The sequence below is a fragment of the Pseudomonas sp. NPDC087614 genome, assembly GCF_044743485.1.
In the GTDB taxonomy this organism is placed as follows: Bacteria; Pseudomonadota; Gammaproteobacteria; order Pseudomonadales; family Pseudomonadaceae; genus Aquipseudomonas; species Aquipseudomonas baetica_A.
Genome location: NZ_JBIUWN010000137.1, coordinates 1 through 6,169, shown reverse-complemented (window position 1 = coordinate 6,169; position 6,169 = coordinate 1). Strand labels below are relative to the sequence as shown.

The following is a 6,169-nucleotide window of genomic DNA, read 5'->3' as shown; positions in this document are numbered from 1 at the left end:
GTCGAACTCCGTCGTCAGCCGCGCCCTCAAAGAGCTTGCCCCGCGCCTTTTAGCGCGCGACTGACGACGGAGTTCGACCCCGAGCCATGCTCAATACGCTGCGCAAGATCGTCCAGGAAGTTAACTCCGCCAAGGATCTCAAGGCGGCGTTGGGGATTATTGTGTTGCGCGTCAAAGAGGCCATGGGCAGCCAGGTCTGCTCGGTCTACCTGCTTGATCCTGAGGCCAACCGCTTCGTCCTGATGGCCACCGAGGGCTTGAACAAGCGCTCGATCGGCAAAGTCAGCATGGCACCCAACGAAGGTCTGGTGGGTCTGGTCGGCACGCGTGAAGAACCCCTGAACCTCGAAAACGCCGCGGATCACCCGCGCTACCGCTACTTCGCCGAGACCGGTGAGGAGCGCTATGCCTCCTTCCTTGGCGCACCGATCATTCACCACCGCCGCGTCGTCGGCGTGTTGGTCATCCAGCAAAAAGAACGCCGCCAGTTCGACGAAGGTGAAGAAGCCTTCCTCGTGACCATGAGCGCGCAGCTCGCCGGCGTTATCGCCCACGCCGAGGCCACCGGTTCGATCCGGGGTCTGGGCCGCCAGGGCAAAGGCATTCAGGAAGCCAAGTTCGTTGGCGTGCCGGGCTCGCCGGGTGCGGCGGTCGGTACGGCGGTGGTCATGTTGCCGCCGGCGGATCTGGACGTGGTGCCGGACAAGACCATCACCGATATCAACGCCGAACTGGCACTGTTCAAGACCGCCATTGAAGGCGTGCGCGCCGACATGCGTGCCTTGTCGGCGAAACTGGCGACACAACTGCGTCCCGAAGAGCGCGCGCTGTTCGACGTTTATCTGATGATGCTCGACGATGCCTCGCTCGGCAGCGAAATCACCACTGTGATCAAGACCGGCCAGTGGGCGCAGGGTGCGTTGCGTCAGGTGGTCACTGAACACGTCAACCGTTTCGAACTGATGGACGATGCCTACCTGCGTGAGCGAGCGTCGGACGTCAAAGACCTCGGCCGCCGCTTGCTGGCCTACTTGCAGGAAGAGCGGCAACAGAACCTCGTCTACCCGGAAAAAACCATTCTGGTCAGCGAAGAACTGACGCCGGCCATGCTCGGCGAGGTGCCGGAAGGCACGCTGGTTGGTCTGGTTTCGGTACTCGGTTCGGGGAACTCCCACGTTGCGATCCTGGCCCGGGCCATGGGTATTCCAACGGTGATGGGCCTGGTCGATCTGCCGTACGCCAAGGTCGACGGCATTGAAATGATCGTCGATGGCGTTCGTGGCGAGGTTTACACCAACCCCAGCGAAGTGCTGCGCAAGCAGTTCGCCGAAGTCGTCGAAGAAGAGAAACAACTGGCGCTGGGCCTCGATGCCCTGCGTGATCTGCCCTGCGTGACCCTCGATGGGCACCGCATGCCGCTGTGGGTCAACACCGGCCTGCTGGCGGATGTGGCGCGGGCGCAGAAGCGTGGCGCCGAAGGTGTCGGTCTGTATCGCACCGAAGTGCCGTTCATGATCAACCAGCGCTTCCCGAGCGAGAAGGAACAACTGGCGATCTACCGCGAACAGCTCGCCGCGTTCCATCCGCAACCGGTGACCATGCGCAGCCTGGACATCGGCGGTGACAAGTCGCTGTCGTACTTCCCGATCAAGGAAGATAACCCGTTCCTCGGCTGGCGCGGCATTCGCGTCACCCTCGACCACCCGGAAATCTTCCTGGTGCAGACCCGCGCCATGCTCAAGGCCAGCGAGGGCCTGAACAACCTGCGGATTTTGCTGCCGATGATTTCCGGCACCCACGAACTCGAAGAAGCCCTGCACCTGATTCACCGGGCGTGGGGCGAGGTGCGCGACGAAGGCACCGACGTGCCAATGCCGCCAATCGGGGTGATGATCGAGATTCCGGCAGCGGTCTACCAGACCAGGGAACTGGCGCGGATGGTCGACTTCCTCTCGGTCGGCTCCAACGACTTGACCCAATACCTGCTGGCCGTGGACCGTAACAACCCACGGGTGGCGGATCTCTACGACTACCTGCACCCGGCCGTGCTGCAAGCGTTGCAAACCGTGGTGCGCGACGCCCATGCCGAGGGCAAACCGGTGAGCATTTGCGGCGAGATGGCCGGTGATCCGGCGGCGGCGGTGCTGTTGATGGCGATGGGCTTCGACAGTCTGTCGATGAACGCCACCAACTTGCCGAAGGTGAAGTGGATGCTGCGTCAGGTCAATCTGGACAAGGCCAGGCAATTGCTGGGCGAATTGATGACCATCGATAACCCGCAAGTTATCCACAGTTCGCTGCAACTGGCGCTGAAGAACCTTGGGTTGTCGAAGATCAATCCGCCGGCGGTCAACAAAGCCCTTTAAAAGGCTGATCGCCCCCTCGCGAACAAGCCCGCTCCCACAGGGGATTTGTGTCGATCACAGATCCAATGTGGGTGCGGGCTTGCTCGCGAAGGTGTCAGTCCAGATACCGCTAAACCACAATCTCGACTTCCCCCAGATGCCCGCCATACGGCCCGAAGCTGCGCTCCACCATCCTGCGCGTCCCATCCGCCTGCACCACCAGCGCCGTACTTGCCCGCGTCCCGTAACTCTGGCTGGCAATAAACACACTCGACAGCAGTGATTCCGTCGCCAGCCCCACGCCGGTGTCCGGCAACTCGGCAAACGGCGCCGTTTGCGCATCGCCAAGTAACGCCAGCAACCGTGCAGGCTGCGGATCCTCCAGCACTGCACTCAACGCTGCCTTGGCCTTGAGCAGCTTCGGCCACGGCGTGTCCAGTCCGGCATTGGATAATCCGTAGACCCCGGACTGCAGCATCACCGGCTCCGACATCCGTGCGTTGTAGTGCCATAGCTCATGGCTGTTGCCCAGCAGCAGGTTGAACCCGGCGTACTCTGGTGAGCGACCGACAACGTCGGCCAGATAGTCATCAATCGCCTCATCGCCCGCGAGAAACCCCGCCACCAGCTCCCCCCGCGATTTACGCGCCGGCGGCTGATGCGGGTCGCGGATATTGGTCAGCGCCGCAAAGCGCCCGTTGGCGCCGATCCCCAGCCAGGTGCCACCGGCTTCGAGATCGCGTCCGGCGTGCACATGCGGTGCCTCAGGCCATTGCCCCAGCGGCAGACTGGGGCGGGCGTAAAACTCGTCACGGTTGGCCGCAACGATCAGCGGCTGGGTATGGCCCGGGCGCCAGGCAAAAACGATCAGGCACATAAGGTGGTCCTTGTGTGTTTTTTGTCCACTCTACGCATCCGGCGTCCGTGCATCCATCGCCAGTTCCGCCTAAGGGTATGCATCCGTTACCATGCCGCTCCGGTTTGGGGAAAGCGTCTGGGAGACGGTCATGGAATTTCTGCTCTATCTGGCGCTGGGCGCCTGTGCAGGCGTGCTGGCCGGGCTGTTCGGGGTGGGCGGCGGGATCATCATTGTCCCGGTGCTGGTTTACAGTTTCACGTTGCAGGGCTTCGACCCATCGATTCTGACCCACTTGGCGGTCGGCACGTCGTTGGCGACGATCATCTTCACCTCGGTCAATGCCGTGCGTGAGCACCATCGACGTGGTGCGGTACGCTGGCCGGTTTTTGCGTGGATGACCGTGGGTATTCTGGTCGGCGCCGGTTTCGGTGCGCTGACGGCCGAAGCGATTTCCGGGCCGCATTTGCAAAAAATCATCGGCGTATTTGCCTTGGTGATTTCCGTGCAGTTGGCGCTGGACGTCAAACCCAAGGCCAGCCGAACGGTGCCGGGCAAACTCGGTCTGTCCGTGGCTGGCAGTGTGATTGGCTGGGCCTCGGCGATTTTTGGCGTCGGCGGCGGATCGCTGACCGTGCCGTTCCTGACCTGGCGCAGCGTGCCGATGCAGCAAGCGGTAGCGACCTCGTCGGCCTGCGGTCTGCCGATCGCCCTGGTCAGTGCATTAAGTTTCATGATTCTGGGCTGGCACGATCCGCTGCTGCCGGCCCATAGTCTCGGTTTTGTCTATTTGCCGGCGCTGTTGGGCATCGCCCTGACCAGCATGGTGTTCGCCCGTCTCGGCGCACGATTGGCACATAGATTATCGCCACGCTTGCTCAAACGGCTGTTCGCCGCTTTGCTGTTTTGCGTTGGCTTGAGTTTTCTGCTTTGAGCAGGTCGCAATCCTGGCTTAATCCTGAGGTGACAGCGTCGCCCGGGAATTCTGGTTTCAACTTCTAACGAGGAGTCGCAATGCTGCCTTACCCGCAGATCGACCCGGTGGCCCTGGCCATCGGTCCGCTGAAAATCCACTGGTACGGTCTGATGTACCTGATCGGCATCGGCGGCGCCTGGCTGCTGGCGTCCCGGCGGTTGAACCGCTTCGACCCGACCTGGAGCAAGGAGAAACTCTCCGACTTGATTTTCTGGTTATCGATGGGGGTCATTGTCGGCGGGCGGTTGGGTTACGTGCTGTTCTACGATCTGAGCGCCTACCTGGCCAACCCGTTGCTGATTTTCGAAGTGTGGAAGGGCGGCATGTCGTTCCACGGCGGCTTTATCGGCGTGATGCTGGCCGCGTTGTGGTTCGGCAAAAAGAACAACAAGTCGTTCTTCCAGTTGATGGACTTCGTCGCACCGATGGTGCCGATCGGCCTGGGCGCCGGGCGAATCGGCAACTTTATCAACGCCGAGTTGTGGGGCAAGCCGACCGACGTGCCGTGGGCGATGATCTTCCCGCCGTTCAGCGACCCGGCGCAGTTGCCGCGTCACCCGTCGCAGCTGTATCAGTTCGCCCTTGAAGGCGTCGCGCTGTTCCTGATCCTGTGGTTGTTCTCGCGTAAACCGCGGCCGACCATGGCGGTATCGGGGATGTTCACGCTGTTCTACGGCATCTTCCGTTTCATCGTCGAATTCGTCCGTGTACCGGACGCGCAACTGGGCTATCTGGCCTGGGGCTGGCTGACCATGGGTCAGGTGCTTTGCGTGCCGATGGTGCTTGCCGGTCTGTACCTGATCTGGCTGGCTTATCATCGCGCGCCGGCAGCGCCCGCGGCGGCCGTATAAATTCGAAGGCCGGGGGCGACGGCCCCCGGGTTCAAGGACACAGGTAACTCATGAAGCAATATCTCGAACTGGTCTCGCACGTCATCCAGAACGGCACCAAACAGGCCAACCGCACCGGCATCAACACCATCAGTTTCCCGGGGGCGATGCTGCGTTTCGATCTGCAGGAAGGTTTCCCCGCGATCACCACCCGCAAGATGGCCTTCAAATCGGCCATCGGCGAGATGTGCGGTTTTCTGCGTGGTGTGAACAACGCCGCTGAATTCCGCGCGCTGGGCTGCAAGGTCTGGGACCAGAACGCCAACGAAAACGCCCAGTGGCTGGCCAACCCATTCCGTCAGGGCGACGACGACCTCGGCGAAATCTACGGCGTGCAATGGCGCAAATGGCCGGCGTACAAGCAGATCCCGCTGAGCAACACCGCGGCCATCGAACAAACCTTGAGCAATGGCTACAAGCAGATCGCTCAAGGCGAAGAAGACGGCCAGGCCTACGTGGTGCTGTACAAAGCCATCGACCAGGTGCGCCAGTGCGTCGACACGATCATCAATGATCCGGGCAGCCGCCGCATCCTGTTCCACGGCTGGAACTGCGCCCAACTCGATGAAATGGCCCTGCCACCGTGCCATCTGCTGTACCAGTTCCACCCGAATGTCGAGACCAGGGAAATTTCCCTGACCCTCTACATCCGCTCCAACGACCTGGGCCTGGGCACGCCGTTCAACCTCACCGAAGGCGCCGCGCTGCTGAGCCTGATCGGTCGCCTGACCGGTTACACGCCGCGCTGGTTCACCTATTTCATCGGTGATGCGCACGTCTACGAAAACCACCTGGACATGCTCAACGAACAGCTCAAGCGCGAACCGTTCGCCATGCCGAAACTGAAAATCTCCGACCGCGTGCCGGAATTTGCCAAGACCGGTGTGTATCAGCCGGAGTGGCTGGAACTGGTGGAGCCGAGCGACTTCTCGCTGGAAGGCTACGAGCACCACGCGCCGATGACCGCGCCGATGGCGGTCTGAGGTTTCACGCAATACCCTGTGGGAGCGAGCAAGCCCGCTTGTATGGTAGGACTTGAAGGGAGGAGGAGGGACAAGGCTCGATTCTGACTGTTAGCGCAGTACAGACCGTGGGAGATTTC

Annotated in this window: 5 protein-coding genes; 4 read left to right on the top strand and 1 reads right to left on the bottom strand. The window is 61.5% G+C overall.

The annotated features are described in order from the left end of the window. The first annotated feature begins 86 nt into the window (after positions 1 to 86). Positions 87 to 2,366, top strand: a complete 2,280-nt coding sequence (ptsP, locus tag ACIOWA_RS27105; RefSeq protein ID WP_339430388.1) for a phosphoenolpyruvate--protein phosphotransferase — start codon at positions 87 to 89, stop codon at positions 2,364 to 2,366. 109 nt (positions 2,367 to 2,475) lie between these two features. On the opposite strand, the gene ACIOWA_RS27100 is transcribed toward ptsP, so the two are convergent. After that, positions 2,476 to 3,222, bottom strand: a complete 747-nt coding sequence (locus tag ACIOWA_RS27100; RefSeq protein WP_401162835.1) for an NRDE family protein — start codon at positions 3,220 to 3,222, stop codon at positions 2,476 to 2,478. Between the two features lie 130 nt (positions 3,223 to 3,352). On the opposite strand from ACIOWA_RS27100, the gene ACIOWA_RS27095 reads away from it, so the two are divergent. From ACIOWA_RS27095 to ACIOWA_RS27085, 3 genes are all read left to right on the top strand, one after another. After that, positions 3,353 to 4,135: a sulfite exporter TauE/SafE family protein gene (locus ACIOWA_RS27095; protein WP_339430386.1), complete on the top strand. Its 783-nt coding sequence runs from the start codon at positions 3,353 to 3,355 to the stop codon at positions 4,133 to 4,135. 80 nt (positions 4,136 to 4,215) lie between these two features. Then, positions 4,216 to 5,028 (top strand): prolipoprotein diacylglyceryl transferase, encoded by an 813-nt coding sequence (gene lgt / locus ACIOWA_RS27090; protein WP_339430385.1) that lies wholly within the window; start codon positions 4,216 to 4,218, stop codon positions 5,026 to 5,028. A 50-nt stretch (positions 5,029 to 5,078) separates the two neighbouring features. After that, the gene (locus tag ACIOWA_RS27085; RefSeq protein WP_221734084.1) at positions 5,079 to 6,050 is read left to right on the top strand and encodes a thymidylate synthase; all 972 of its coding nucleotides are present in this window, start codon (positions 5,079 to 5,081) and stop codon (positions 6,048 to 6,050) included. The last annotated feature ends 119 nt before the right edge of the window (positions 6,051 to 6,169 follow it).